31 protein-coding genes and 1 other RNA gene are annotated in these 25744 nt (G+C 39.6%); 13 read left to right on the top strand and 19 right to left on the bottom strand.

All coding sequences use genetic code 11. The annotated features are described in order from the left end of the window. From C7S20_RS16585 to C7S20_RS16565, 5 genes are all read right to left on the bottom strand, one after another. Positions 1-213 carry a DUF4266 domain-containing protein gene (locus C7S20_RS16585; protein ID WP_107013519.1) on the bottom strand — a complete coding sequence of 71 codons (213 nt, stop codon included), beginning with the start codon at positions 211-213 and terminating at the stop codon, positions 1-3. Beyond that, positions 210-1190 (bottom strand): FAD:protein FMN transferase, encoded by a 981-nt coding sequence (locus C7S20_RS16580; protein ID WP_227009037.1) that lies wholly within the window; start codon positions 1188-1190, stop codon positions 210-212. The genes C7S20_RS16585 and C7S20_RS16580 overlap by 4 nt, the downstream gene beginning before the upstream one ends. Positions 1191-1192: 2 nt before the next feature. Beyond that, positions 1193-1630 (bottom strand): thioredoxin family protein, encoded by a 438-nt coding sequence (locus tag C7S20_RS16575; protein WP_107013517.1) that lies wholly within the window; start codon positions 1628-1630, stop codon positions 1193-1195. A 171-nt stretch (positions 1631-1801) separates the two neighbouring features. After that, positions 1802-2230, bottom strand: a complete 429-nt coding sequence (locus C7S20_RS16570; RefSeq protein WP_107013516.1) for a DUF4268 domain-containing protein — start codon at positions 2228-2230, stop codon at positions 1802-1804. Continuing rightward, positions 2230-2913, bottom strand: a complete 684-nt coding sequence (locus C7S20_RS16565) for a ZIP family metal transporter (RefSeq protein ID WP_107014284.1) — start codon at positions 2911-2913, stop codon at positions 2230-2232. The genes C7S20_RS16570 and C7S20_RS16565 overlap by 1 nt, the downstream gene beginning before the upstream one ends. 96 nt (positions 2914-3009) lie before the next feature. Between C7S20_RS16565 and C7S20_RS16560 the strand changes: the two genes are divergently transcribed. After that, positions 3010-4164, top strand: a complete 1155-nt coding sequence (locus tag C7S20_RS16560) for a THUMP domain-containing class I SAM-dependent RNA methyltransferase (RefSeq protein WP_107013515.1) — start codon at positions 3010-3012, stop codon at positions 4162-4164. On the opposite strand, the gene C7S20_RS16555 is transcribed toward C7S20_RS16560, so the two are convergent. Genes C7S20_RS16555 through rlmD form a run of 3 tightly spaced genes read right to left on the bottom strand, consistent with a single transcriptional unit; the run spans position 4165 to position 6771 of the window. After that, a complete protein-coding gene (locus tag C7S20_RS16555) occupies positions 4165-4869 on the bottom strand; it encodes a DUF6048 family protein (RefSeq protein ID WP_107014283.1) in 705 nt (234 codons plus the stop codon). Then, positions 4850-5362: a DUF6452 family protein gene (locus tag C7S20_RS16550; protein WP_107013514.1), complete on the bottom strand. Its 513-nt coding sequence runs from the start codon at positions 5360-5362 to the stop codon at positions 4850-4852. Before C7S20_RS16550 ends, C7S20_RS16555 begins: the two co-directional genes overlap by 20 nt. After that, the gene (rlmD, locus tag C7S20_RS16545) at positions 5359-6771 is read right to left on the bottom strand and encodes a 23S rRNA (uracil(1939)-C(5))-methyltransferase RlmD (protein ID WP_107013513.1); all 1413 of its coding nucleotides are present in this window, start codon (positions 6769-6771) and stop codon (positions 5359-5361) included. Before rlmD ends, C7S20_RS16550 begins: the two co-directional genes overlap by 4 nt. 176 nt (positions 6772-6947) lie before the next feature. Here rlmD and rocD point away from each other — a divergent pair, with 176 nt between their 5' ends. Further along, the gene (rocD, locus tag C7S20_RS16540; RefSeq protein ID WP_107013512.1) at positions 6948-8228 is read left to right on the top strand and encodes an ornithine--oxo-acid transaminase; all 1281 of its coding nucleotides are present in this window, start codon (positions 6948-6950) and stop codon (positions 8226-8228) included. 108 nt (positions 8229-8336) lie between these two features. On the opposite strand, the gene C7S20_RS16535 is transcribed toward rocD, so the two are convergent. The 3 genes from C7S20_RS16535 to C7S20_RS16525 are packed head-to-tail and all read right to left on the bottom strand — an operon-like array spanning position 8337 to position 10716. Continuing rightward, positions 8337-8663 (bottom strand): CCC motif membrane protein, encoded by a 327-nt coding sequence (locus C7S20_RS16535; protein ID WP_107013511.1) that lies wholly within the window; start codon positions 8661-8663, stop codon positions 8337-8339. A 5-nt stretch (positions 8664-8668) separates the two neighbouring features. Then, a complete protein-coding gene (locus C7S20_RS16530; protein WP_107013510.1) occupies positions 8669-8971 on the bottom strand; it encodes a DUF2752 domain-containing protein in 303 nt (100 codons plus the stop codon). Further along, the gene (locus C7S20_RS16525; RefSeq protein ID WP_107013509.1) at positions 8968-10716 is read right to left on the bottom strand and encodes a T9SS type A sorting domain-containing protein; all 1749 of its coding nucleotides are present in this window, start codon (positions 10714-10716) and stop codon (positions 8968-8970) included. The genes C7S20_RS16530 and C7S20_RS16525 overlap by 4 nt, the downstream gene beginning before the upstream one ends. Positions 10717-10793: 77 nt before the next feature. Between C7S20_RS16525 and C7S20_RS16520 the strand changes: the two genes are divergently transcribed. Beyond that, positions 10794-10997: a hypothetical protein gene (locus C7S20_RS16520; RefSeq protein ID WP_107013508.1), complete on the top strand. Its 204-nt coding sequence runs from the start codon at positions 10794-10796 to the stop codon at positions 10995-10997. Continuing rightward, positions 10994-11539: a Smr/MutS family protein gene (locus C7S20_RS16515; RefSeq protein ID WP_107013507.1), complete on the top strand. Its 546-nt coding sequence runs from the start codon at positions 10994-10996 to the stop codon at positions 11537-11539. The genes C7S20_RS16520 and C7S20_RS16515 overlap by 4 nt, the downstream gene beginning before the upstream one ends. 6 nt (positions 11540-11545) lie before the next feature. Here the strand turns inward: C7S20_RS16515 and C7S20_RS16510 are convergent, their stop codons facing one another. Next, positions 11546-12520 (bottom strand): hypothetical protein, encoded by a 975-nt coding sequence (locus C7S20_RS16510; RefSeq protein ID WP_107013506.1) that lies wholly within the window; start codon positions 12518-12520, stop codon positions 11546-11548. 87 nt (positions 12521-12607) lie between these two features. Between C7S20_RS16510 and C7S20_RS16505 the strand changes: the two genes are divergently transcribed. After that, positions 12608-13756 (top strand): cysteine desulfurase family protein, encoded by a 1149-nt coding sequence (locus C7S20_RS16505; protein ID WP_107013505.1) that lies wholly within the window; start codon positions 12608-12610, stop codon positions 13754-13756. Here C7S20_RS16505 and C7S20_RS16500 read toward each other — a convergent pair whose 3' ends face one another. Next, positions 13757-15445 carry a M23 family metallopeptidase gene (locus tag C7S20_RS16500; RefSeq protein ID WP_107013504.1) on the bottom strand — a complete coding sequence of 563 codons (1689 nt, stop codon included), beginning with the start codon at positions 15443-15445 and terminating at the stop codon, positions 13757-13759. 187 nt (positions 15446-15632) lie between these two features. Here C7S20_RS16500 and C7S20_RS16495 point away from each other — a divergent pair, with 187 nt between their 5' ends. From C7S20_RS16495 to rny, 4 genes are all read left to right on the top strand, one after another. Next, complete coding sequence (locus tag C7S20_RS16495; RefSeq protein ID WP_107013503.1) at positions 15633-15923, top strand: hypothetical protein; 291 nt, start codon at positions 15633-15635, stop codon at positions 15921-15923. Positions 15924-15928: 5 nt separating this feature from the next. Next, positions 15929-16219 carry a cell division protein ZapA gene (locus C7S20_RS16490; protein ID WP_107013502.1) on the top strand — a complete coding sequence of 97 codons (291 nt, stop codon included), beginning with the start codon at positions 15929-15931 and terminating at the stop codon, positions 16217-16219. Positions 16220-16270: 51 nt separating this feature from the next. Next, a non-coding RNA gene (gene ssrS, locus C7S20_RS16485) (6S RNA) lies at positions 16271-16401 on the top strand. A 53-nt stretch (positions 16402-16454) separates the two neighbouring features. Next, positions 16455-18017 (top strand): ribonuclease Y, encoded by a 1563-nt coding sequence (rny, locus tag C7S20_RS16480; RefSeq protein WP_107013501.1) that lies wholly within the window; start codon positions 16455-16457, stop codon positions 18015-18017. Positions 18018-18080: 63 nt separating this feature from the next. Here rny and C7S20_RS16475 read toward each other — a convergent pair whose 3' ends face one another. Together C7S20_RS16475 and xerD are read right to left on the bottom strand one after the other, a co-directional pair. Then, on the bottom strand, positions 18081-19031 hold the full coding sequence (locus C7S20_RS16475) for an aldo/keto reductase (RefSeq protein ID WP_107013500.1): 951 nt from the start codon (positions 19029-19031) through the stop codon (positions 18081-18083). Positions 19032-19110: 79 nt separating this feature from the next. Next, a complete protein-coding gene (xerD, locus tag C7S20_RS16470; protein WP_107013499.1) occupies positions 19111-20007 on the bottom strand; it encodes a site-specific tyrosine recombinase XerD in 897 nt (298 codons plus the stop codon). 111 nt (positions 20008-20118) lie between these two features. Between xerD and C7S20_RS16465 the strand changes: the two genes are divergently transcribed. The 4 genes from C7S20_RS16465 to C7S20_RS16450 all read left to right on the top strand — a co-directional run bounded on the left by C7S20_RS16465 (position 20119) and on the right by C7S20_RS16450 (position 22572). Further along, positions 20119-20724 (top strand): porin family protein, encoded by a 606-nt coding sequence (locus C7S20_RS16465; RefSeq protein ID WP_107013498.1) that lies wholly within the window; start codon positions 20119-20121, stop codon positions 20722-20724. 180 nt (positions 20725-20904) lie between these two features. After that, entirely contained in the window at positions 20905-21378 is a 474-nt protein-coding gene (locus C7S20_RS16460) for a hypothetical protein (protein ID WP_107013497.1), read from the top strand. A 76-nt stretch (positions 21379-21454) separates the two neighbouring features. Further along, positions 21455-21880 carry a type II 3-dehydroquinate dehydratase gene (gene aroQ / locus C7S20_RS16455; RefSeq protein ID WP_107013496.1) on the top strand — a complete coding sequence of 142 codons (426 nt, stop codon included), beginning with the start codon at positions 21455-21457 and terminating at the stop codon, positions 21878-21880. Continuing rightward, complete coding sequence (locus C7S20_RS16450; protein ID WP_107013495.1) at positions 21877-22572, top strand: Dph6-related ATP pyrophosphatase; 696 nt, start codon at positions 21877-21879, stop codon at positions 22570-22572. The genes aroQ and C7S20_RS16450 overlap by 4 nt, the downstream gene beginning before the upstream one ends. Before the next feature lie 187 nt (positions 22573-22759). On the opposite strand, the gene lpdA is transcribed toward C7S20_RS16450, so the two are convergent. From lpdA to msrB (C7S20_RS16430), 4 genes are all read right to left on the bottom strand, one after another. Continuing rightward, positions 22760-24151, bottom strand: a complete 1392-nt coding sequence (gene lpdA / locus C7S20_RS16445; protein ID WP_107014282.1) for a dihydrolipoyl dehydrogenase — start codon at positions 24149-24151, stop codon at positions 22760-22762. A 137-nt stretch (positions 24152-24288) separates the two neighbouring features. Continuing rightward, positions 24289-24831, bottom strand: a complete 543-nt coding sequence (locus tag C7S20_RS16440) for a dihydrolipoamide dehydrogenase (protein ID WP_107013494.1) — start codon at positions 24829-24831, stop codon at positions 24289-24291. A gap of 16 nt (positions 24832-24847) precedes the next feature. Further along, positions 24848-25240 carry a peptide-methionine (R)-S-oxide reductase MsrB gene (gene msrB / locus C7S20_RS16435; RefSeq protein ID WP_107014281.1) on the bottom strand — a complete coding sequence of 131 codons (393 nt, stop codon included), beginning with the start codon at positions 25238-25240 and terminating at the stop codon, positions 24848-24850. A gap of 1 nt (position 25241) precedes the next feature. Beyond that, positions 25242-25730 carry a peptide-methionine (R)-S-oxide reductase MsrB gene (gene msrB / locus C7S20_RS16430; protein WP_107013493.1) on the bottom strand — a complete coding sequence of 163 codons (489 nt, stop codon included), beginning with the start codon at positions 25728-25730 and terminating at the stop codon, positions 25242-25244. Between the last annotated feature and the right edge of the window lie 14 nt (positions 25731-25744).

The raw sequence follows: 25744 nt of genomic DNA, 5'->3' as shown, positions 1-25744 counted from the left end.
TTAATTACAGCCGCAGCCACCGCCTGTTTTCCCCCCATTTGCACCCGCAGCTGCTTCACGGTACGCGTGGAAATTAACATCAAATCTCTCAATTTTTTTCGTTCCCAGTACCATATTGGGATCATTGATGTAAACCTTTTGATATTCTTTGACTGCTGTGCACGAACTAAAAGATAGTAGCAGAATTAATAATGCAGCGAATCTCATTTTCATAAAGCTTCGAGTTTAATATTATTAGAAGTATGGACTTTTCCCTCTTCATCTACGATAATACATTCTACTCCGGGAAGTTGATTTATACGGTCAATGCCGGCATCGATTCCCATTACGAATACCGAGGTAGCAAGCGCATCGGCCAGTTCGGCTTTGGGAGCGAAAACAGTAGAACTTATAATTCCAGTTGCGGGATATCCGGTTTTTGGGTTTATAATATGAGAATACCTTATGCCATTGAAATTCACAAATTTTTCATAGTCGCCTGAAGTTACCACCGCCCGGTTTTCAATAGGCAAGAGAGCAAAGGCATGCTCTTTGTTCATCGGGTTGGTAATCGCAATTTTCCAGGCTTCACCGTTTGGTTTGGTGCCCCAGGTGTTCATATCTCCTGAAGCGTTTATAATTCCAGCTTCAACTCCTTCCTTCATCAGAAGCTTTTTAGCCTGATCGGCGGCATAACCTTTGCCAATTGCGCCAAAACCAATTTTCATCCCTTGCTTTTTTAGAAACACAGAGGTATCTGCAGGATTCAGAATAATATTTTGATAACCGACTTTAGAAACCGATTCTTTTATTTCATCTTCTGAAGGCATCTTCGTCATGCTTCCGTCAAATTTCCAGATTTTATCCATGGAGGCATAACTTATATCGAAAGCACCATCAGTAATTTCTGAAATTTTAAGAGCGCGATCGATCAAATTGTAAAGTTCAGGAGAAACTTTCACCGGTTTTATTCCGGCATTCCTGTTGATTTGGGAAGTTTGAGTGGAAGGATCCCAGCTGGAGATAAGTTTTTCTATTCGGGTAATTTCGTTTACCGCGAGCCCTATATACTCTTCAGCTTTAGACTGATCAGAAGCCGTAACGGTAATTTCGAAACGGCTTCCCATCAGTTTTAATGTCTTCTTATAAATTTCCTGCGCATGGCCGTAAAGACCGAAAAAGAGAAATAGGATGCACAGTGATCGCTTCAAATTTAGCTTTTAAAAGAATCTAGGATGTCAATAAATTCATCAACTGAAACATTCTTGTAGCCCGTCTGGCCAAGAACCTTTCCATTTTCATCCATCACCACCACTAACGGGAAATAGCCATGTGGATTATATTTTTCAGCTAATTTTTCATTTTGTTCCATCTGTTCCTGGGGAAGCTGGTGATCTTTTTTCTTTGGAAAATCGGCCTGGAGCATTACATAATGGTCTTTGGCGTACTTTTTAAATTCACCGGTGCTCCAAACCTGCTTATCCAGTTTGATACATGGTGCGCACCAGTCTGAACCCTGAAAGACCAAAACAATAGGTTCATGCTTTTTTGAGGCGATCTCTTTAGCTTCTTTGAAGTTGGTATGCCAGGTTTGCGCGTTAGCCGAAATGAAGAATATTCCGAAGAAAAGGCTTAAAATTATCTTTTTCATAGCGTTAAAATTAGAAGTTTTAGTCAGTATAATGCAGTTATCATACCAGATTAACTTCCATTTAATACGAAACGTTAAAATCATTGTCTCTAGTATGCGCAGCCTACTTCATTCTTTAATTCTTGTGAAGATCTTTTTATCTACGAACTTTTTGGTTATCTAAAGAGTTTACTAATTTTTGATGAAATCCGAGAATTCGGTAAAGAATTCCTCCAGTAATTTCATGTTTGTGGCCAGAAATTCTTTCACTACTGGCCAGTCATTTTTGTTGTGAATATTGACATTTTCAAGCTCCACATAAATCCTGGAAATCACTTTTTCTTCCGGTAGTTCATAATTTTTTTCAAAAATTGCTTCAGGGAGATATTCAGCTTTTAGAATTTTTTTCAAGGATTCCAGTTTTTCAAAGTAGTATTCGCGAATCAGTTCATCTGCATTATCAATATCCAGAGAAACCTGCGCAAATTTGCGGTTAAAAGTAAATTTCAGCTGAATTTCCTTCATTTTTGTATTGTAGAGCAGCCATTTCCGCGGATATTCTTTTCCGAAGCTCGTCCAGAATTCCTGCCGTATCTTTTTGGATTCCTCCCGACTGTACATCAGATAAAATAAGCTAATAGAATTCCCAAAATTACCACGAAGAGTTTTTTGGCATTGAAAGAATGATTTTTTGAAGATTCAAACAGGATCGTAGTCGAAACGTGCAGAAAGACCCCAATAACCATGGCATTGACGTAGGGAGCATAGTTATTGAAAACTTCTACATGATTTTTCAGCCAGCTTCCGGCCGGCGTCATCAACGCGAAAAAAACCAGGAAAAGAAGAATTTTCAATTTTCCCAACTTGCTTTTATGAAGAAATACGGAAAGAATGGCCGCCACAGGAATTTTATGCACGACCACCCCATGTAATAAATGGGAGTCCTGATCAATAGGGAAACCTTCCAGCAACGAGTGTAAACTTAAACTGATAAGTAATAGCAGGGGAAAATTCCTCGATTCTTCATGAAAATGCAAATGTCCGTGTTCCACGCCTTTCGAAAGAAATTCCAGAATGATCTGAAATAACAGTCCCAGCATAATGAAAACTCCAATTCCCTGATCGCCTTTTTGGTAAACATCAGGTAATAAATCGAGGACCGTCACTGAGAGCAAATAGGCCCCACTGAAAGCCAGCAATAATTTAAAGCCAGATGAATCACCGGTCTTTAAAAATAGTGAAATAATGTAGCCAATAATTACGGCCAGGATGGGAAGGATATAGATGTAAAGCTGGTTAGACAAGAACTTGAATATTTTTGGCTGGTTTTTAAAACAGTTTGGATGAATTCTGCTTTCGCACAAAATTAACCTATTTTTGTGGTTCTGTAAAGAAGCAATATGGACAAAAATTTTAAGATGACGGCCAAGACGATGTATGGTTTAGAAGCTGTACTGGCTAAAGAATTACTCGAGCTTGGCGCTATGAATATTGAACAGGGCACCCGAATGGTTAGCTTTGAGGGAGATAAAGGCTTTATGTACAAAACAAATCTTTGTTTAAGGACGGCCATTAAAATTTTGAAACCCTTAAAAGGTTTCAGGGTGAATTCTGAAAAGGAGTTATACGATCAAATTTATGCGATGCCCTGGGAAGAATGGATGGATGTTAATGATACTCTGGCTATCGAATCTACCGTTCATTCTGAAATTTTTACCCATTCCAAATATGTTGCCTTGAAAACCAAAGATGCCATTGTGGATCGCTTCAGGGATAAGTTCGGAAAGCGGCCAGATGTTGATTTAGATTTTCCGGTATTGCGGGTTAACATCCATATTGAAAAGAATTTTTGTCATGTAAGTCTTGACAGCTCCGGCGAATCCCTTCACAAAAGAGGTTATCGTTCGGCTACCAATATCGCCCCGATCAATGAAGTTCTTGCCGCGGGAATGCTTTTACTTTCCGGCTGGCAGGGGCAATGTCATTTTCTTGACCCCATGTGCGGGAGTGGTACAATTCCTATTGAAGCGGCGATGATTGCATGTAATATTCCACCAAACCTCCATCGTAAAGAATTTGGTTTTGAGAAGTGGAAAGACTGGGATGAAGCTCTTTTTGAAAAAATTGAAGAATCAGTGCTTAATAAGATCAGGGATTTTCATTTTAAAATAAAAGGCTATGACAAAGCTCCATCAGCAGTGATGAAGGCGAAAGAAAATGTAAAAAATGCCCATCTTTCAGATTTTGTGGAAATCGAACAGAAAAATTTCTTTGAATCTGAAAAAGAAAATGAAGGTTACCTGCACATGCTTTTTAATCCGCCTTATGGGGAGCGTCTTGAGATTGATGTGGAAAAGATTTATGGCCAGATTGGTGATACTCTCAAACAGAATTATCCCGGGACTCACGCCTGGTTTATTTCTACAAATTTTGAAGCGATAAAAAGTGTGGGACTTCGTGCATCCAGAAAAATTAAGCTTTTTAACGGACCTTTAGAAGCTAGGCTTTTAAAATATGTAATGTACGAAGGTTCGAAAAAGCAAAGCAAGCAATGATCAATGCCGGTTTTTCTTGTATAGCGGAATAAGATAAGAGATGGTATAACCATAACCGGCACCAAACATACTTTCATCATAAGTGCGCCCGAAGCCGGGGATTGCCAGATTATCAAAATTATCAGGAGTTTTTTGGGCTATCCTTCGTTTTAGCTGAACATTGGCCGAGAGAAAAAGGTTGTTGAAAAGTTCAACTTTTATACCTATCATCATTTCTATCCAACTGGCGTTCAATCCCGAAACTTCATTGTTTACCATTCTTACATCCGGCCCGTAATAGGCAGAAGACGAATAAACCCGGTACCAGTCCAGGGTTTGGGAAAAAGTTGAAAAGCCGTAACGCAGTCCCACAAAAATGATATTCTGCATATCCTGCCAGTTATCATAAGCATTATAATCAGCTCCAATTTTTATATAACTGCCATTTGCAGTTGTCCCTATATTGTCACCTTCAAAGGTTAATTTTTCATTTCCCAGTTCGGCAGCGGCATAGAATTTTTCACTTACCCGGTAATCACCAACTAATTCCAGCCCGGAATAACCATCTTCAAGGAATGTTCGCAAAGCTTTGCTAATGTCGATCCCCACACGCAAACCATATTTATCCTTATATTGAAGACTGTCGGAAAGCTGTTCATTCTGAGCCTGCACAGAGGTAAAACTGAAAAACAAGAGCAGTAATAATTTAGAAAAATATCGATACATGAGCCTGTTTTTCATCTTCTACGTTGGGTTGTTCTATAGTAATATCATCGATCCAGTTTTCAGCGGAAGCAGGATCGGTAAGTTCGATATTTAAACCTACAAAATTAACTTTGTAGGCGCAGGCCCTGTTTAAATATTCCTGTTCCCTTCCGTAGGAAAATCGGAGGGTATCGGTAATTCCAGGTACAGGATTCGTAGCTGAAGTATCTGGTGCATTTACAGTGAAAAGAAGTTCAGTTACGTCCTGGTCTGTTCTCAACGGAATGGCAATACTATCGCGGCTGTATCTGTAATAAATATAACTGCTATCATTTCCCAATTCCCTAACATTGAGGTTTTGGGGAGCCTTTAGGTCAAAGGGATCCTGGTTTTCATGAAACCTGATAATAAGAAGGGGAGTGGTATCGGTCTTTTCCGGACAAATATCATCACGCTGGCAACTTATAACCGACACCAAAACCAGTAATATCAGTATGACTGAAGATCTTTTCATTTTCTTCTTTCCAGTTTTACCACATTCTCAACATGATGGGTTTGCGGAAACATATCCACTGCCTGTGTAGCGGTAACTTTGTAATGTTCGTCCAGCAAAGCCAGATCTCTTGCCTGGGTTGCCGAATTGCAACTAACATAAACGATTCGTTCCGGCAAGATAGCAATAATCTGAGCTACCACATCTTTATGCATTCCATCTCGCGGAGGATCGGTAATGATCATATCTGGCTTCCCGTGTTTCTGAATAAACGAGGCAGTAAAAACCTTCCGCATATCACCAACATAAAATTCAACATTTTCAATAGAATTTCTTGTGGCGTTTTCTTTTGCGTCTTTGATGGCTTCAGGAACAGCCTCCACACCAATCACTTTTCTGGCTTTTTTTGCGATGAACTGAGCAATGGTTCCAGTGCCCGTGTAAAGGTCATAAACCAGTTCATCGCCCTTTAAATTCGCGTAATCCCGAGCTATTTTATACAAATTGTAAGCTTGTTCAGAATTGGTTTGATAAAAAGACTTCGCGTTGATCTTAAACTGAAGACCTTCCATTTCCTCAAAAATATGATCACGGCCTTGATAGCAAATGATCTCCTGGTCGTAAATGGTGTCGTTCGCCTTATTGTTGATGACGTATTGCAGCGAAGTGATTTCAGGGAATCTTTCAGCGATGGCAGCCAATAAAAGTTCGCGTTTTTCTTCGTTTTCTTCAAAAAACTGAATTAGCACCATAATTTCGCCGGTAGAGGAAGTCCTTATCATAAGGGTACGGAGCAAACCTTCCTGCTGGCGTGTATTAAAAAATGAAAGCTGGTGCTCTGAAGCGAATTCCTTTACAAAATTCCTGATGTCATTGCTCGGGTCTTCCTGTAAATGACATTTTTCGATATCGAGGATTTTATCCCACATTCCCGGGATATGAAAACCAAGGGCATTGCGATTTTCGATATTTTCACCACTTTGTATTTCCTGTTGAGTGAGCCATCTGCTATCGCTGAATGAAAACTCCATTTTATTTCGGTAAAAATAGATCTTTTCGCTTCCCAGAATAGGAGTGATCTCAGGCAGCTCTATTTTCCCAAGCCGTTTCAGGTTATTGGTGACCTCGTTTTGTTTGTATTCCAGCTGATATTTGTATTCCATATTCTGCCATTTACAACCACCGCAGGTTCCAAAATGCCTGCAAACAGGAGTGGTTCTTTTTTTTGAGAATTCATGGAATTTTACGGCGGTACCCTGGTAATATGATTTTCTTTTTTTGATCGTCTGTATATCAGCCACATCGCCTGGAACAGCATTGTCTATAAAAATCACACGGCCATCTGGAGATTTGGCTACCGCCTTACCCTTAGCGCCGGCATCGATAACTTCAATTTGAGTAAAAAGCTTATTCTTATTTTTTCGCGCCATAGCGCAAAAATAGAATAATTAACAAGATTTAAAGGCTGCCCGGTTGAAATTTTCCTTAACTATTTAGTATTTTGCAGGAATTCAAAAAATGGGATGATTTCTCTCCTTTTTCCTTTAAAATTAAAGGAAGCGAAGAAGGAATAGTAGAACACTAATACACAAAATTCAACTAAAAAATGCCATTACAAAAGATCAGTTCTTCAGAAGAAGCTATCAAACTGGAAGACCAGCATGGAGCTCATAATTATCATCCGCTGCCTGCTGTTCTTAGCCGTGGCGAAGGAGTTCATGTTTGGGACGTAGAAGGCAACAAATATTACGATTTTCTTTCTGCTTATTCGGCAGTGAACCAGGGGCATTGTCACCCTAAGATCGTGGAGGCGTTACACCAACAAGCCTCAAAACTCGCTCTTACTTCCCGGGCTTTTCATAATGATGTGCTGGGAGCCTATGAGAAATACGCTACCGAATATTTCGGATTTGACAAACTTCTGCCCATGAATACGGGTGCTGAAGCTGTTGAAACGGCTATTAAAATTGCGCGAAAATGGGCTTATGAGAAAAAAGGTGTAAAAGAGACTGAAGCCGATATCATTGTTTGTGAAAATAACTTCCACGGAAGAACAACTACTATAATTTCATTTTCCAACGATGAGGAAGCAAGAAAGAATTTTGGCCCTTATACACCGGGATTCATCAAAATTCCTTACGATGATCCTGAAGCCCTTGAAAATGCAATCAAGAATAACCCTAATGTCGCCGGATTTTTGGTAGAACCTATCCAGGGTGAAGCAGGAGTTTATGTGCCTTCAGATGATTTTATCCAGAGAGCCAAAGATATTTGTAGTAAAAATAATGTGCTTTTTATGGCTGATGAGATCCAGACGGGAATCGCCAGAACAGGCGGGTTACTTGCCGTTTGTGGTCATTGCACCTGTGAGGGACATTGCGAAAGACAGGAAACTTATACACGGCCCGATATTCTCATTTTAGGGAAAGCGCTTTCTGGAGGAAATTATCCCGTATCGGCAGTATTAGCCGATGATGATATTATGAATGTGATCAAGCCGGGGCAGCACGGTTCTACTTTTGGAGGAAATCCTGTGGCTGCGGCAGTAGCTGTTGCGGCGCTTGATGTGGTAAAAGATGAACACCTTATCCAGAATGCCAGAAAACTGGGAAAACTTTTTAGACGATTGATGGATGACTACATCAGGGAATCTAATATCGTAAATCTTGTTCGTGGTCGCGGGCTGCTGAATGCTATTGTAATCAATGACTCAGCCGAAAGCACCACTGCCTGGGATATTTGTTTGGCTTTAAAAGAAAACGGATTACTTGCAAAGCCAACTCACGGCAACATCATTCGTTTTGCACCTCCACTGGTAATGACCGAAGAACAGCTTCGCGATTGCGTGAAGATCATTACAAAAACCCTGAAGCAGTTCGAAAAATAAAACAGCAACAGGCTGTCTGCCACCAGATGCCGTCATTTAAAGAGAAACGAAGTAAAACTGAAAACTTTTAAGTTTAAAATTACTTCGTTCCTCAAAATGACGGTTTTTTTAACCTCCGTATTGGCGTGAAATTTCCTCCATGGCATCCTGCCAGGCGTCAAAACCACCGAAGAATACCAGACCAATTATTGAAGCTATAATGCTAATAGCACTTAAAGCAAGACCGATGATTGCTAAAATTCTTCCGGTTTTTACATTTTGAAATCCGGTATATAGTTCAGGATCGGCGTTATAAATTTCTATAGCGCGTTTAGACATTACCAAAGCGATAATACCAAAAACAACTCCTAAAACACCGTAACAGCAACAGCCTAAAATTGATAAAATTCCGAATACAAGAATGAGCGTGGAATTGGGTAATTCTCTTTTTTCCATAAGGTTTAATTGGTTAGTTGAAAAATATGATACATTTTTAGAATATAAGCTACCGCGATGACCACTGCATTAAATATGATGAGGCCAATTTTAATGCTGTAATCATATTTGAATTTAACGAAAAGGTTAAAGATCAAAAAGAGCAATAAAAAAACGAGACTGTAAATGGCCGGATACATCTGGAAAGCCTTTAGAAACTCTCCCTGAAAAAGAAATACTGCAGCACGCTGAGCCCCGCATCCCGTACAATCCACTCCGAAAAGCGTTTTGTTCAGGCATGGTAGCATGTATTCCTGTAAATCTTTCAATTTTTAACAGTGATTTTTTTGGTGAGCTCTTTATTGTCGGTGGTTTTTACCTTTACAATATATACCGAAGAACTCAGTTTTCCTGTTGGAAGATAATATTCTTTTTGTTTTTCTTTAAAATTTTGACGAAAAATAAGTTTACCGTTCAAATCATAAAGCTGAATATTGCTGAAATCGGTGCTATATAAAATTTTCAGTTCCAGTCTTTCTTCAGCATTATTCTGAAAAATATCGATGCTGTTCAGGAGAACATTTTTAGGTTTGGAAACGGAAATTTTCTTTCCTTCTTTTAGAATTTCTTCCGCGGGTAAATTCTCAACAAAAGTCAGATAAAATCGGTTTCTATAATCTCCTGCAGGCAGTGACATTTGAAAATATCCGGTTTTTATTCCATAATAAAGATCTTCTTTGGTATCAAAAATTAAGATACGGTCTGGATTGAAATTAGATAATTCGCTAACTGAAATATTAAGGGAGGTAGCTTTATTAAGAGAAATAAATAAAGGGATCAGGTCTTTTTCTTTTGCCGGCAGTACATTTATAACAAAATTTTCCCCGTCTATATCCCAGCTTATATCGCTGATGGCAGCATCGAGATTTCTCGCATCCATCGCGTGATCTTCCTTTAATGTGGAATCATTTCTGAATGCCAGCGCCAGTTGCCTGGTATAACTGGAATCCATTTCAACATTTATTTTAAGCGAAGGAATTATCCGGATAGGAGATTTAAATTGTGACAGATCTTTATCTTCTTTTTGATAGGCTCTTTGGTTATTACCGAAGAAAAGCTTGCCATTTTCCTTTCCTATAACCATAAAACCCTGGCCGATTGGGCTAAATTTTCTTCCGTAGACTTCTCCGGTATTGCCGGTATCTTTTCCTTCCAGATATTTCTGAAAAATAGCCGGAACATATAAGCTCGCGCCCGGAGAATAGGTTCCATATCCTCCTTCGTAATCGGAAAGCATGTGTGAATTTACATCCTTTCCTGAATCCCAGAAATAAGCGATTCCGGTGGTTGCGGTATTTTCGGTTAGAAAAAGATCGAGGTTCAGCGTGGACGGATAAGGATTTCCTACTAGCAGAATTTGATCTTTACTGATGGGCAAATCAATTTGGCCGTTATTGGGAATTCCTCGGAAATCATAAACCTGTGCAGAACCCGAATTTATTATTTGACCTTCAATTACGCTATTGTTTACACCCTCGACTCCCTTCATTGTAAAACCCTGGCCAGGCAATAGGTCAAAATTTTCCCCGGCATACTGCCAGTTAGAATAATCTATTCCTGAAAAACTGTAGATCCACTTCCTGGAAATTGTTAATGGAGAACTGGAACCATTCAAAGAATTTGTGAGCCGTGATTTACGACTTTTAGTCTTCCCCATGGGTTCATAAATAAAATCATTAAGCTGAGAATTAGAACCATTTCTCCTGACAGGAAGACTCCAGTAGTTATAATCATAAGCATTGGAAGTGCCCTTTTGATAAACAGAAATTTTGCCTTCACCAGGATTTGGTAAATTATTTTCTGAACCCTGGACAAGTTGGGCATCTTTCCTTAAATAGATACTCGCACTCGTCTCGTCCTCACGATTTTCCTGAAGGTTGAGTTCATTTTTCACAAATATCACTCGATCCCGTACATATAAATAACTATCAGAATTTTTAGAAGGGGCCACATATAACTGCGCATAAAGGCCACTTGAAATAAAAATTACCACAAAAAGGAGAGGAAGCTTCATGAAACCTATAAATTTGCAATAAATGTAATAAATAAAACATTCCGAAATTAAGCGGTATAAGTTTTAATGTATTGATTATGAAGAATTCACAGGTTTTAAATACTATTTTAATCATCATAGGTGGAGCATGTCTTATTTATGCTATCGCCGTTGAAAATACGAGTCCATTTATTAAAATCATTGGATTGGTGATCATCATGTTCGGACTTTACCGTGCGACCAATCACTGGGCTTCCACCAAGGATGATCATTTAGATGAAGAAAAAGAAAATCAGCAATGAATTTGATCCCCGGAGACAGAGTAGAACTGCTCGATGATGAGTTATGCGGAGTCGTGGAGCAGGTGGATGAAGATGAAGTTTTGATTAAGACTTCAGAAGGATTTTTGATGAAATTTCCGGTTTCACAGGTGGTTAAAATTGAAGATGATTTGGAGAATTTTAAAGATGGAGCCGAAATAGAGGAAATTCTGAAGGAAAAACAAATAAAGAAGAAGCCTTCTTCCTCGAGAATTAAGCCTAAAGAACGCAATGCTCCTCCCATGGAAGTAGATTTGCATATACATCAACTGGTGAAATCTTCAAAAGGGATGAGCAATCATGAAATACTTAGTCTTCAGCTCGATACGGCGCGGCATAAACTGGAATTCGCCATGAGAAAACGTATTCAAAAGATCGTTTTTATACATGGAGTAGGTGAGGGAGTTCTTAAAATGGAACTGGAATATCTTTTTGGTCGGTATTCCAACGTGAAATTCTACGATGCCGATTATCAGAAATATGGACTTGGAGCTACCGAGATCTATATTTATCAAAATGCTTAATCCCATTTACTGGCCTCCATTACAAGAAGGATCTACACTGGGGCATTGTGGAAAGGGTATCCCGCTTTCCTGTATATTTCCCAGATTATAGGTTTGAAACTGAATAGATTCGCCTGAACCATCACTACGGGTAAACTTGAGATTGTTAACCGTGATCTGGTAGCCATATTTTCTGGTGATATCATGGTCAAGATAAATATCGTGCTGCAGGCTAGCCGTTTGTTCCGGATTTAAATAATTGGGAATTCCCTGTGCGGTTTGGAAAACCGTAGGATTGTTCTCATCTCCTTCTTTTACTTCAAAGCGGGTCAAAACCCCATCATTATCATCATCATTATCCAGATAATTGGGAATTCCATCTTCATCGGTATCTCGGTAGCCGTTTTCGTTTACGGGATCATTGGCGCTATTGGCAAGTTCGGTCACTGTTTTTACATTATCATTGTCATCATCAATATCGAGGTAATTTGGTATTCCATCTTCGTCTGTATCCTGGCTTTGTCCATTCGCAACCCAGCCTTCTTCTGAGTTCTTAAGGCCATCTCCGTCAGGATCGGCATTTCCCGTTTCATCGGCAAAACCTGTTTGTATTACCACAGTCGCACCACTTCCGCTCACCCATTCTTCAACAACTGCCGGTTCGCTCGGCGGCACCACATTACAAAAATAATCGGCTGGAACATTTCCGTTGTACATCCTGTAAACCATTCGGTTATTTCCTGAAAGCTGGAAACTGTACGGGTCATTTTCAGGTGGCAATATATTCCCATTCTCGCCAAATTCCAGAATAGAATTGCTGAACTCAAGGGAAATAGATTCATTTACATCCTGATTGTTTATGGCATAGATCACATTTTTATTTGTTCCGCGGCAGGTTTTCAAGGCGCTGTTTTCAAAGTCAAAATTGGTAACAATTATCCCTCCGTCATCACAGGAAATAAATAATATCAGGATGAAAATGCCTAAAAACGATCGGTTCATCAGGTAGCTTTTTCAACAAAAATAAAGGAATCAAACTTATAAGAAAGGCTTGCACGAAATTATTTTATTTGCTTTAATTTTGCGGCCATGGAAAAAGTTTATTTCGACTCAGCGGCTACTACTCAGTTACGTGATGAAGTAATAGAAAAAATGACCAGGGTTCTAAAAGAAAATTACGGGAATCCTTCTTCTACCCATAGTTTCGGTCGTTCTTCCAAGTCACTTGTCGAGCAGGCAAGAAAGTCTATTGCTGGGATTTTGAAGGTGAAAGCTTCAGAAATCGTATTTACTTCCGGTGGAACTGAAGCAGATAATCTTGCCCTTAACAGTGCCGTTCGCGATCTTGGAGTTAAACGTATTATCACTTCCAAAATTGAACATCATGCGGTGCTTTATACTGTTGAACAGCTCGAGCAGTATTATGGGATTACCGTGGAGTATGTCAGGTTGAACGATAAAGGTGAAATTGATCTTGAAGATCTGGAAAAACGTCTTGGATCTTCTAATGAAAAAACCCTGGTAAGCCTGATGCATGTGAACAATGAAATTGGCAATAAACTCGATCTTAAAAGAACTTCGGAAATTGTAAAATCTCATGGAGCTTTATTCCATTCAGATACCGTGCAGTCTATAGGTCATTATGAACTTGATCTCGAGAAAATTCCTGTCGATTTTACTGCGGTAAGCGCTCATAAATTCCATGGACCCAAAGGCGTGGGTTTTGCTTTTGTTCGGAAAAATTCTGGTTTAAAACCTCTGATCTTTGGTGGAGAGCAGGAGCGAGGACATAGGGCGGGCACAGAAGGAGTTCATAATATTGTAGGCCTGGCCGAAGCTTTTAAAATTTCTTATACTAAACTTGCAGAGGAAAAGGATTATGTACTTTCTCTGAAAAATTATTTCATCCGGCGACTTAAGGAAGAAATTCCCGGTGTGAAATTCAACGGGACCTGCGAAGATCCTGAGAAAAGCACCTATACGCTTATAAATGTTTGCCTCCCGGTAAGCCAGGAAAAAGCACTGATGCTTTTATTTCAGCTCGATCTTAAGGGAATTGCCTGTTCCAAAGGAAGTGCCTGCCAGAGCGGAAGCGACAAAGGCTCTCATGTTTTAAGCGCTTTCCTTCCGGAAGAAGACCTTCAGAAACCTTCTCTGAGATTTTCATTCTCACATTACAATACCCAAGAAGAGATTGATTATACGGTTAATGTCCTGAAGGAATTTATTGAAGGCTAGTTATTGTTTTCTGTGGAAAGTAGCCTGATAAACAGTAGTGTTACCTACATTGTCTGTTACTACAACTTTAAGGTTGTTTTCTCCCGCATCAGTGACATTATCTGAAAAATCATAAGTGAGCGTATTGTTCTTATATTCATACTCCATGAGAATCCATTTTCCGTTCACGGTAGCGCGATAAGCGTTTATTCCGGAAAGGTCATCACTGATCTTCAGCTGAAGTGTTTCGTTATTGGAGATCCACTGTCCGTCATAAAAATTTACCGGCCAGACTTTGGGAGGAGTGTTATCTTCAGCTAAGGTGTAGGTGCCGAAATTCCTGGTACTCGTGGTAAAACGGTTTCCTTTTTTATAAGTGGTGGAATATTCTGGTCGCCCGGAACTGCTGATTTCAGCAACAAAAAGTTTCTCTTTTTCTTCTTCTGAATATTTGCTCACATCAAAACCGATGGTAAAATTGTCGGCCAGCGGAATTATATCACGATGGACCTGTACGGTGTCGCCTTTAAATTTGATGTCGAGATAACCATCTTGATAAAGGCTGCCTGCCGGGATAAAAACATCAGCCTTTTCGCCTTTCGCTGAAAAGTTTTCCCCGGAATTGACGAAATAATCGGTTTTTTCAGGTTCTTTTTTTTGAAAATTGTCGCTAAATCTTCCCTTTATAGGAATTCTCACGATTTTCTCATTTCCTTTTATATCACTCACTTTAATGGTGTACAGATAGTCAAGGCTGTCTTTTATGTTTAATTTTCCGTCTGAATTCTCGGCGTACATACTGAAATTATTGTCGGGATTTTTGAACAATTTCTGGATACGCTTGTGCCTGTCTTTATAATATTCATAGTCAATGAGACGGTTGATATTCCTGGTTTCTGAAAACGCGAATTTGTCAAAATTTATCTCAAAAACTTTTTCGCCATTCAAATCTGCTTCGATGGTGAAAACACCGTTATGGTTATAAGCCCCATCCTGCTGGTCTACTGTTGAAATTCCGAAACCAATTTCGCCACAGGCATCTACTTCGGGAGTGGTGTAAGTGCCGTCGTTTTGAGGAATAAGCCGTAGCTGCTGTCTTTCCTGAGAATTGTTTACATGGGCGTCTTCTCCAAGCGGGTATGCGTAAAGCCCTTCAACTAAAGGATCTTTATGATCGGGAATATCAATTCCGAAGAGCTGCGCGTTCATTGGCCTCTGGCTGCCGTCCCTGATCTCAAAATGAAGATGAGGCCCGCCGCTGCCACCGGTATTTCCGCTAAAAGCGATCACTTCGCCCTGTTCGATCTTTAGTTCGCCGGGTTCAGGAAAAAGTTCGATCTCATAACTTTCCTTTTCATATTGACGCCGTTTCAGATATTCCTGGAGTTTGGGCGCGAGTTTTTTTAAATGTCCGTAAACAGTGGTGTAACCGTTTGGGTGCTGAATATAAAGAGCTTTTCCGTAGCCATAATGCTGAATATTGATGCGGCTCACATAGCCTGCAGCTGCGGCATGAACCTCCAGGCCCTGTCTTTGTTGGGTTTTAATGTCCAGCCCACTATGAAAATGGTTGGAACGCAATTCTCCAAAACTTCCCGCGAGTACAAGCGGAATATCCAGAGGATTTTGAAAATAATCTTGTGGTAGCGGGTTTTGTGCCTGTATGGATGTACATAAAATAAGGAAAATCAGGCTTAGTGCTCTCTTCATAAATCTGGGGAAAAATATCATTTTTAAGCTTGGCCTAAATGTAAGTAATCTTGCTTTAAAATTAAATAGCTTCCTGCCAGACAATTATTCAAATTGTTAACTATAATTTGAAATCGGATGAAAAAGTATTGGGATATTTCAAAGCGTATGTTAACTTTGTATGGGTTGACATCGCTTTTTTACGCCTATGAGTGAAATTACAGAAATAGTTGATAACCTTGAGAATAGAATCAGTAAGTTGCTGCATAAGTTTGAAATTATGAAGCAGGCGAATGAATCTCTTCAGCAGGAATTGACTTCTGTTAAACAGGAATACCAGAAACTGGAAGAAGATTTAGAAGCTTCCAATAATCAGGTCCAGACGCTTAAGGCGGCGAATGCGATGCTTGGCAGTACCGACCATAAAAGAGAAACAAAGCTCAAGATAAACAGCCTGATCAGAGAGATCGATCAGTGCATTGTTCAGTTATCAGAATAAGAATTATGGAAGATAAGCTGAAAATAAAAATTTCAATAGCAGATCGTGTATATCCGCTAACTATTCAGCCTAAGCAGGAGGAAGGTTTGCGTAAAGCGGCTAAGAAGATCGAAGCTATGATCAAACAGTTTGAGCAAAATTATGCGGTAAGGGATAAGCAGGATGTACTGGCTATGTGTGCGTTACAATTTGCCGCCCAGACCGAGCAAAAAAATATTGAAAAATCAAGTGAAATGCTTGAAGCTGAAGAAAAACTGAAATCACTTAACGATCTCATTCAGCAGCATTTGGCTTAGACGTTCTTAAAATAAACAAGGTTACTGCCTGTATTAGTGCTTTTTTGATAAACTCAACGCGAATTCTTTAAAAAGGGTGAGTCTAAGTTGTAAAAGCGTGCCGTGTCCTTTCCGGTTTTACCGGAACAGGAGAGCGGATTCTTGATCAGCTTGTTAGCCCTAAACCTGATTTTAAGGAGTTTTATACAAAACCCAACTAATACAGGCTTTTTTTATATATAACTAAATTGAGAATATGGACATATTGATCATAGCGATAGCCGCCATTATAGGGATTGCCCTGGGGTTTGGAATCGCAAAAATACTGGAGAAAAAGCAGGCGTCACAAACTATAGCTGATGCAAAGAAAGAAGCCGCCGGTATTATAAAAGAGGCCAAAACAGAAGGAGAAAGCATCAAAAAAGACAAGATCCTTCAGGCCAAAGAGAAATTTATTGAACTTAAATCGGAACATGAAAAAGTAATTTTAACACGTGATAAAAAGATCAATGATGCCGAAAAGAGGATCAAAGACAAAGAATCTCATGTTTCCAATGAACTTTCAAAAAACAAAAAGCTTAACAAAGAACTCGAAGATAAAGTAGCCGATTACAATCATCGTTTAGATTTTCTCGAGAAGAAACAGGAAGAAATTGATAAACTTCACAGCAGTAAAGTACAGCAGCTCGAGGTGATCTCTGGACTTTCAGCCGAAGAAGCCAAGGCCCAGCTTGTAGAATCGTTAAAAGAGACTGCAAAAGCCGATGCCATGGCCCTCATCCAGGATACTGTAGAAGAAGCGAAACTTACCGCCCAGCAAGAGGCTAAAAAGATCATTATCAACACCATTCAACGGATAGGAACTGAAGAAGCCATTGAGAATTGCGTATCGGTATTCAACCTTGAAAGTGATGACGTAAAAGGAAGGATTATTGGCCGTGAAGGTCGAAATATTCGTGCCCTTGAAGCAGCAACAGGAGTAGAGATCATCGTTGATGATACTCCTGAAGCAATCATTTTAAGTTGTTTTGATTCTGTAAGAAGGGAAGTGGCAAGGCTTTCATTGCATAAACTGGTAACCGACGGCAGGATCCATCCTGCGCGTATTGAAGAAGTGGTGAAGAAAACCAGTAAGCAAATTGAAGAAGAAATTATTGATATTGGTAAAAGAACCGTAATTGATCTTGGAATCCACGGTTTACAGCCCGAATTGATTAAAATGGTAGGGAGAATGAAATACCGTTCTTCTTATGGCCAGAACTTATTACAACATTCTCGTGAAGTTTCTAAACTTTGTGGAGTGATGGCTGCAGAATTGGGATTGAATCCGAAACTGGCAAAACGCGCCGGTTTACTGCATGATATCGGGAAAGTCCCAGAAACCGAAACAGAGGTTCCTCACGCCATCCTCGGTATGCAATGGGCGGAGAAATACGGTGAAAAACCTGAAGTTTGCAACGCTATTGGAGCCCACCATGATGAAATTGAAATGAATTCATTACTCTCACCAATTGTTCAGGTTTGTGATGCGATAAGTGGAGCAAGACCAGGAGCCAGAAGACAGGTTCTGGATAGCTACATCCAGAGATTGAAAGATCTTGAAGATATAGCTTTTGGTTTTGGTGGCGTCAAGAAAGCCTATGCTATTCAGGCCGGGCGGGAATTGCGAGTAATAGTGGAAAGTGATAAAGTGACCGATGATAAAGCTGCAAATCTTTCTTTTGAGATTTCACAAAAAATCCAAACAGATATGACCTATCCCGGTCAGGTAAAAGTGACAGTGATCAGGGAAACCCGGGCTGTCAATGTTGCCAAATAACCTAAACCGCCATAGAAAAAAAGGGGCTGCAAGCGCAGCCCCTTTTTTTTGCTTAATTTTCACCTAATCATCATAGATATTCTGGTATGAATTGCCTTCAACTTCAAAGAATTTACCTGTGACGTATCTATAATGTCTGTCCAGATCGGCAATTTTCTTCATATCCTTTTCATCCAGCTGAATTTTATCGCTTTCCAGATTTTCCTTTATTCTTTTTTCATTGGTAGATTTTGGAATTACGGCCGTACCTCTTTGTACACTCCACTTGATAAGGATCTGTCCTGCTGAAGCTTCATGTTTTTCAGCAATTTCCTTAATAACAGGATTTTCAAGAAGGGAAGGTTCGTTATCGGCTTTTAAATTATCCGGCCTGTCCCCGCTTCCCAGGGGAGAATAGGCGGTTACCCTGATAGAATTCTTGTTGCAGAATTCCAATAAATTTTTCTGTTGCAGGTAAGGATGCATTTCCACCTGGTTCATTTCAGGATGATGATCTGTTTGAGCCATCAACCTTTGCAATTTTTGCCTGCTGAAATTGGAAACCCCAATGTGTTTTACGAGTCCGTCTTTTTGAGCTTTTATCATTTCATTCCAGGTTTCGATAAGTGGAACTTCTTCCAAAGAAAGGTAATCATCAGGACCTTCGGGAAAACCATTGATCTCTGGTTTAAAGGCTACCGGCCAGTGGATAAGATAAAGATCCAGATATTCCAGTTGCAGGTCTTCCAGCGTTTTCTTTAGGGCCGGAATAACATCCTCTTTTTTATGGGCATTGTTCCAAAGTTTGGAAGTCACCCAAACCTCTTTTCTTTTTATCTCACCCTTTCCGAAGACTTCAACCAAAGCATCACCAACTTCCTTTTCATTTCCGTAAGTAGCGGCGCAATCTATATGGCGATAACCATTTTCCAAAGCAATGCGTACAGCATCGGTTACTTTTCCTTTATCTGATTTCCATGTTCCCAGCCCAATGGCGTCCATAGAATCACCATTCTTAAATTTAAGTTGCTTCATTTTTATTTTTTCCTGAATTTAATAAGAAACTTTCCCGAATTAAAGAAATAGCAGGGCTTTAGCAGAATTTTAATATCTGTTACCGTCGTGGATGGAATTTTTCTACTACCTGTCGCAGGTGGCTTCGTTCCACATGCACGTAGACCTCAGTGGTAATGATGCTTTCATGGCCTAGCATTTGCTGGATTGCTCTTAAATCAGCTCCATTTTCGAGCAGGTGAGTGGCAAAAGAATGCCGGAAAGTATGCGGACTCACTGTTTTCCTGATCCCTGCAGCTTCAGTTAATCTTCTTACAATTGTAAAGATCATGGCTCGAGTGAGTTTTTTTCCTCTTCTGTTCAAAAAAAGGGTGTCAGTATGGGCAGGGGAGATCTCCAGGTGGTTTCTTACTTCATCTTTATAAATATTGATGAATTTAACAGTGTAGTTGGAAATCGGAACAAAACGCTGTTTATCACCTTTTCCGGTGACTTTAATAAAACCTTCTTCAAAAAAAAGATCAGATACTTTTAAATTGATAAGTTCAGATACCCGTAATCCGCATCCATAAAGCGTTTCAATAATCGCACGGTTGCGTTCTCCTTCATTTTTACCTAAATCAATGGCCGCAATAATTTTGTCAATTTCAGAAATTGAAAGCGTATCAGGCAGTTTTCGCCCGATTTTTGGAGCTTCTATTAATTCAAGAGGATTGTCTTTTCTATATTCTTCAAAGATCAGGAAGTCGAAAAATGAACGCAATCCTGATATTAATCGTGATTGAGATCGTGCATTTACCTTTTTAGAAGCATCATAAATGAATTCCTGGATGGTTTTTTCTGAAATCGAGAGCGGACTATCACTAATTCCGTTAACATCCAGGTATTTCATCAGTTTCTTTACATCGAGGCCGTAATTTTGAATGGAATTCGCTGAAAGTCCCCGTTCTAACCGAAGATAAAACCTATAATCGTCAAGAGCCTGCTGCCATTTCATATGTTAAAGATACTAATTATGAGCCGCAGTCTTAGCAATACTTTAGCCTAGCCTAACATTTTTTTAACAGGGTGAGCCCTACATTTGACCTGAATTTAAAAACCAAAAGTGATGAAAAAGACAGTTTTATTATTTGCAATCGCGTTATTTGGAATAGGCGCTAGTGTAAATGCTCAGGAATACTGGAAATTTGGGATTAAAGGTGGCGTAAATTTCACCAATATGACCTCAGATGGTTTTGATGAGACAAACTCCCGTACGGGTTTTAATATTGGTTTACTGGCAGAAATTCCTGCCGGAGATCGTTTTTCTGTTCAGCCGGAAGTTCTATATTCCACTCAGGGAACAGAAGCTACAAGAACTGTTGCGGGTAATACCTACACAGGGGAATACCAATTAGACTATATTCAGGTACCTGTACTTGCTAAATTTTATCTTGTAGATGGTTTAGCACTGGAAGCAGGTCCGTCTTTCAATTTTTTAGTAAATGAAAAATATGATTACAGCGGAACGCTTTTAAATTCAGAGACCAATACCGATATGGCAAGTAGCTTTGAATTTGCCGGTGCAGCAGGCCTGAGCTATAAATTTAATAATGGTTTCTTTTTAGACGGTCGTTATGTACAAGGATTCACCGATGCTTTTGATAGCAGTAATTGGGACGAGGATGCCGTTAAAAACAATGGCTTTCAACTAGGCGTTGGATTTGAATTTTAAGTTTTAGAATATACCTATGAAAATCAGAGAGCGGAAAGAAATTTTCGCTCCTTTTTTTATTTGAAAATTTGATATTTAGATGATGAAACAATGAAATAGTGAAGTATTATAGATTCTTTTGAAGTTCCGATTGATTTAATCAGTACATTAGATATGTAACAAACTAAAAAACAATTAATTATGAAAAAATTTATCGTTTTAGTAGCACTGATTCTTTGTGCAACTACCTCTGGATTTTCTCAGGGTTTTAAAGCCGGCTTGAATTTAGGTATTCCTGTTGGTGATGCTTCAGATTTTTCGAATCTTCAGTTTGGAGCTGACGTGGCGTATTTATTTGCAGTAGCCGATTCTTTTTCGGTGGGACCTATGCTCGGCTATTCTAATTTCTTCCCGGAAGATTCAGATAATTTTGACAACATTCAATTCTTACCCATTGCCGCTTCTGGCCGTCTGGGAGTGGGTGACGCCTTTTTCCTGGGTGCTGATCTGGGCTATGCAGTTGGAATTGATGACGGAAACGATGGTGGCTTCTATTACCGTCCACAAGTAGGTTATGATTTTGGCCTCATCGGTCTTATCGCTTCTTATTCGGGGGTGAGTAGGAACGGTGGTTCTATAAGTTCTGTTAATCTGGGAATTGAATTTGGTTTGTAAAAAGAGAAATCAATAAATAACTTAAGCGGGCATTTGCCCGCTTTTTTTATCTTTTAATTTAAAATATCTTTACGATATGAAATTAATAATCATAAACGGCCCAAATCTGAACCTTTTAGGCAAAAGAGAGCCAGACACCTATGGGAATAAGGATTTTGAGAGTTTCTTTTCAGAACTCCAATTCAAGTTTAAATCTGTTGAGCTATCCTATTATCAAAGCAATATTGAAGGAGAACTTATAGACGCGATCCAGAAAGCCGATGAAGATTTTGATGGTATCATTTTAAATGCCGCAGCTTATACCCATACTTCGGTGGGAATAGGGGATGCGGTAAAGGCTATTAAAATACCGGTAGTAGAAGTACATATTTCCAACACTTTTTCCAGAGAGGAATTCAGGCATAAATCTTATATTTCGTCTGGTGCCCGTGGTGTAATTCTCGGCTTTGGTTTGCAGAGTTATGAACTTGCCATACAAAGTTTTCTAAACGATCCAGAATGAAAAAAGCCTGGTTGAACTGGAGTAGTGGAAAAGATTCAGCCCTGGCTTATTATTATATTCAGAAGGAAAATCTTTTGAAGGTTGAAAAACTTTTCACCACTGTTGACGCTGCCTCGAAAAGGATTTCCATGCATAATATAAAAAAGGAGTTGTTGCTCGCTCAGGCGGATAGCATTGGAATAGGCCTACAAATTGCTGATATTTCTACCGAATCTTCCTTAGAAGAATACAATCAAAAAATGGACGAACAGATCGGGCGTTTTAAAAACGAGGGATTAACGCATAGTATTTTTGGGGATATATTTTTAGAAGATCTTAAAGAATATCGGGAATCCCAGTTACAAAAAGAGAATATTAAAGCGGTTTTTCCACTTTGGAAAAAAGATACGGCCGAATTAATACATGAGTTTATTTCCCTGGGATTTAAAGCGATTTGTGTTTGTACCAATTCAAAATATCTGGATGACATATTCTGCGGAAGGATCATTGACCAGAAATTTATTTCTGAATTGCCTGAAAATGTTGATCCCTGTGGTGAAAATGGCGAATTTCACAGCTTTGTTTTTGACGGACCTATTTTTACAAAACCAGTTAGTTTTAGGATAGGAGAGAGGCAAAGGCAATCTTTTCCTTCTAAAGTTAAAAAATGGGACGCTGAGTTCTGCTATCTGGATCTACTTCCGGAATCCTGAGATTGCTTCTAAATAAATCAGAATATAGAGAATTACCAATTACGATAATTATTAATTCAGGTGAAGGGCGTTAGGCTTAAAGCTTACTACTTATAGCTTTTTTTCACTGTTAAATTTCCAAATAAGAAATCCCCGGCAATTTCTCACACGGGGATTTTTCTAATATCTAACTTCTAAAATCTAAGTTCTATAAATGAATTACTTCATCATAAGCATCGGCTACGGCTTCCATCACCGCTTCACTCATGGTTGGGTGAGGGTGAACGGTTTTTAGTACTTCATGGCCCGTAGTTTCGAGTTTTCTGCCAAGAACCGCTTCCGCGATCATATCGGTTACACCGGCGCCGATCATATGGCAGCCCAGCCATTCGCCATATTTTGCATCGAAGATCACCTTTACAAAACCATCAGATTTTCCAGCGGCTTTTGCCTTACCAGATGCAGAAAATGGGAATTTTCCAACTTTAATATCATAACCGGCTTCCTTTGCCTGTTTTTCGGTCATCCCTACTGAAGCAATTTCGGGAGTAGCATAGGTACAGGCGGGAATATTGCCGTAATCAAGCGGCTGAACATTCATTCCTTTTATTTTTTCCACGCAAATGATCCCTTCTGCAGAAGCGACGTGCGCGAGAGCCGGCCCGTGAACCACATCACCAATGGCATAAATTCCTTTTACATTGGTTTGATAGAAATCGTTCACCACGATCTTATCTTTTTCGGTTTTTATACCTAATTCTTCAAGACCGATATTTTCAATATTTGTTTTAATACCAACCGCCGAAAGAACCACATCGGCTTCAAGAGTTTCTTCTCCTTTTTTGGTTTTTACTTTAGCCTTAACCTTGTCTCCAGATTTTTCAACGCTTTCTACTGAAGAATTGGTCATCACTTTAATTCCCGCTTTCTTCACGCTTCTTTCGAATTGCTTCGAAACATCTTCATCTTCAAGAGGCACAAGGTTTGGCAGGAATTCAACGATGGTTACATCAGTTCCCATTGAGTTGTAGAAATGAGCGAACTCAACACCGATGGCACCGGAGCCTACTACGATCATTTTCTTTGGTTGTTTTTCCATAGACATCGCTTCGCGGTAACCAATCACGGTTTTTCCATCCTGTTTAAGATTTGGAAGTTCACGAGACCTGGCGCCGGTAGCCACGATGATATTATCGGCTTCGTAGGTTGTTTTTTTATTGTCTTTATCGGTAACCTCGATCTTTTTGCCAGTTTTCAGTTTACCAAAACCGTAAATAACGTCAATTTTATTCTTCTTCATCAGGAATTGAACACCTTTGCTCATTCCATCGGCCACATTTCGGCTTCTTTTAATTACCGCGGAAAAATCCTTATCGGCTTTTTCAAGTTTTAGACCGTAGTCCTCGGCATGTTTAAGATAATCGAAAACTTCGGCACTCTTTAAAAGTGCTTTGGTAGGAATACATCCCCAGTTGAGACAAACCCCACCGAGGTTTTCTTTTTCTATGATGGCCGTCTTGAATCCTAATTGCGAAGACCTGATAGCGGTTACATAGCCCCCAGGGCCACTACCAAGAACAATAACATCGTATTTACTCATTATGGTATGTTTTGAATCTGTTTCAGAAGTTGCGAATTTAAGCAATTATAGGCTAAACTAAAAGGATGAAGGGCAGGTAAAAGGCAATAAAAAAAGCCCCTCCGTAAGGATAGGGCTTTATAGGGTTAAGCTTTTGCTTATTTATCCATGCTGTGGGCAACGGGAAGATTCGCGTCTTTAAGATCTAACGCAGCTTTTACCGCCTGGTAATTATTGATATCTACTCCAGAATTCAGAGCGTAATCTGCAGGTAAAACTACCAGTCTGAAGGTCTGATTATCTGTAAAAGCTGGTCCTAAAGTACTCAGGTCTACATTTCCGTGCAGATAAATATTTACGTCACTTGAGGTGTGATTATAATTATATTGCACTTCTCCGCTTCCATCTAAATAAAATGTTTGAGGTAAAAGACTCCATACATCGGCACCTGTTTGGTCATCTACGCTTTCAAGAAGGTACACGAGCACAATATCGGTGTCAAGCACCTCAATTCCAGCTGGGATATCAACAAACACCGAATAATTTGGATCGGTAAAATCAACAGTCGCTTCAAAAGCCTGGCCTACTATATACTGGCCATCTTCACCGGGAGGACCGGGAGGGCCAGGAGGGCCCGGATCACCTGTACAGGAAATAAACAATATGGAGGTTAATGCTAAAAGTGATAATATCTTCTTCATAATTAAAAGTTTTAGGTTATTTATTAAAATCTATACTTGCAGAATTTACACAATATCTCTGGCCTGTTTCGGTAGGGCCATCATCAAAAACATGGCCTAAATGGCTGCCGCAATTGGCGCAAAGGATTTCGGTACGGATCATTCCAAAACTTCGATCCTGTACATATTCTATTTTGCCTTCAATCGCATTATCAAAACTTGGCCAGCCACAACTGCTCTCAAATTTGGAATCGCTTTCAAAAAGCTGCTCTCCGCAAGCGGCACATTTATAGGTTCCATCTTCAAAATGAAGGTTATATTTACCGGTGTGGGGAGCTTCGGTGCCTTTTTGCCGTAAAACACGGAATTGTTCAGGAGAAAGTTCTTCTTTCCATTCCTCCTCGGTTTTATGTACTTTATAATTTTTCATTTTATTTGTCATCAGGAATAAAATTTAAGGCCACTCCGTTTATACAATGTCTTTTTCCTGTGGTTTCTGGTGGACCGTCGTTAAAAACATGGCCCAAATGACCTCCACATTTTGCGCAATGGACTTCCTTTCGTTCAAAACCCAATTTTGAGTCTCTGCCATAAGCAACCCCGCCATCAATGGGACGATCAAAACTTGGCCAGCCGGTACCGCTATCGAATTTATATTTTTCTTTATAGACAGGGTTTCCGCACGCGGCGCAAACAAAAGTACCCGGTTCATCCACCTTCAGCAATTCGCTCGAAAAAGCCCTTTCTGTAGCGGCTTCTCTTAAAACGGCATACTCCTGAGGGGAAAGTTCGTTTTTCCATTCGGCTTCTGATTTTGTCACAGGAAATTTCTTCTGATCTTTTGAATCAGAATTTTTTTGAGCATTTCCGTTACATCCCAGGAAAATTGCACAAACGGCAATGAAAAGTATCTTTTTCATAATTTATTTTTCTT

The organism is Christiangramia fulva, from assembly GCF_003024155.1.
Classification (GTDB): domain Bacteria; phylum Bacteroidota; class Bacteroidia; order Flavobacteriales; family Flavobacteriaceae; genus Christiangramia; species Christiangramia fulva.
This window is presented reverse-complemented; position numbering and strand designations above follow the sequence as displayed.